This is a genomic window from Streptomyces sp. NPDC002130, from assembly GCF_040296465.1.
In the GTDB taxonomy this organism is placed as follows: Bacteria; Actinomycetota; Actinomycetes; order Streptomycetales; family Streptomycetaceae; genus Streptomyces.
The window spans coordinates 1-1,234 of the sequence record NZ_JBEOXI010001004.1 but is presented as its reverse complement, the minus strand read 5'-3'; the positions used below and the strand labels follow the sequence as shown (position 1 = coordinate 1,234).

General features: G+C 60.9%; 1 protein-coding gene and 1 pseudogene. Both read right to left on the bottom strand.

Annotation, left to right across the window (positions count from 1 at the left end; genetic code table 11):
* Positions 1–226 (bottom strand): annotated as a pseudogene (locus tag ABT116_RS47850) (hypothetical protein); the annotation flags it as partial.
* Positions 227–411: 185 nt separating this feature from the next.
* Positions 412–987 (bottom strand): TerD family protein, encoded by a 576-nt coding sequence (locus ABT116_RS47845; RefSeq protein WP_003941199.1) that lies wholly within the window; start codon positions 985–987, stop codon positions 412–414.
* Positions 988–1,234 lie beyond the last annotated feature (247 nt).

Sequence of the window (1,234 nt, the reverse complement as noted above, 5' to 3'; positions counted from 1 at the left end):
AACGCGTCGCCGTCCTCGGCTCCAACGGCTCCGGCAAGTCCCACTTCCTGCGCCTGCTCGCCGGCGACGACGTGGCGCACACGGGGGAGTGGAAGAATTCACTCATTCTTTGCAGAACAGTGGCGTTGATGACGGCGTTGTCGAAGGAAAGCGAGATTTCCAGAATCGACAGGATGATGACGAGGAACAGTGCCTCGGGTCCGCCGTAGATGAACGCAACGATCATCGCGAGGATCGAAATTGCGATGGATAAACCGAATATTCGCAGTACCACGGAGCGTGGCCCTTTCTAGTTGGTCAATGCAGAGTGGTTACTGCAAGCGGTCTCTCACCGCATCCGAACGTGAAAACGGGGAGGGTTCCACAGACTACTGCGGAACCTTCCCCGAGTCAGCTCGTCGAGAGCGAAGATCAGACGTTGACGCCGTAATCGCGCGCGATGCCCGCGAGGCCGGACGCGTAGCCCTGGCCGATTGCGCGGAACTTCCACTCTGCACCGTTGCGGTACAGCTCACCGAAGACCATGGCGGTCTCGGTGGAAGCGTCCTCGGAGAGGTCGTAACGAGCGAGCTCGTTGCCGTTCGACTTGTCGACGACGCGGATGTACGCGTTGCGGACCTGGCCGAAGGACTGCGAGCGAGCTTCTGCGTCGTAGATCGAGACGGGGAAGACAACGCTCTCGACCTCGGCGGGAACCGCTGCGAGGTTCACGTCGATCTGCTCGTCGTCGCCTTCGCCTTCGCCGTCCGTGTTGTCACCCTTGTGCTCGATCGAGCCGTCGGGCGAACGGAGGTTGTTGAAGAAGATGAAGTGCTGGTCGGAGAGGACCTTCTTGTTCGAGCCTGCGCCGATCGCGCTGGCGTCGAGGTCGAAAGCAGCTCCGGTGGTGGAACGCGCGTCCCAGCCCAGGCCGACGACCACTGCAGTCAGGTTCGGGGCCTCCTTCGTGAGAGAGACATTGCCGCCTTTGGTCAAGCTGACGCCCATTCAGGGGTCCTTTCAAGAGGAGAGACAAGGCCCACTACGACGCGAAGTCGTCTTGGGAGTGTGTTTACCTCCACCACCCTAACCGCAGTTCCGGTGTGTTCGCCGTAACAGCAGAATTACGAACCGAGAAGCGAAGTGCTGGACCCGTAGGATTCAATCGTGGTGGGAAGATGGTCGGAGCGCTTCAATCGGGGGGCAAGAGTGGGGGAGTCGGTCAGTCGTGCGCGGGAGGCGCAGACGGCCATGG

Coding starts and splice junctions, on each gene's coding strand:
- ABT116_RS47845 (WP_003941199.1), bottom strand. CDS start 987: ATGGGCGTCAGCTTGACCAAAGGCGGCAATGTCTCTCTCACGAAGGAG.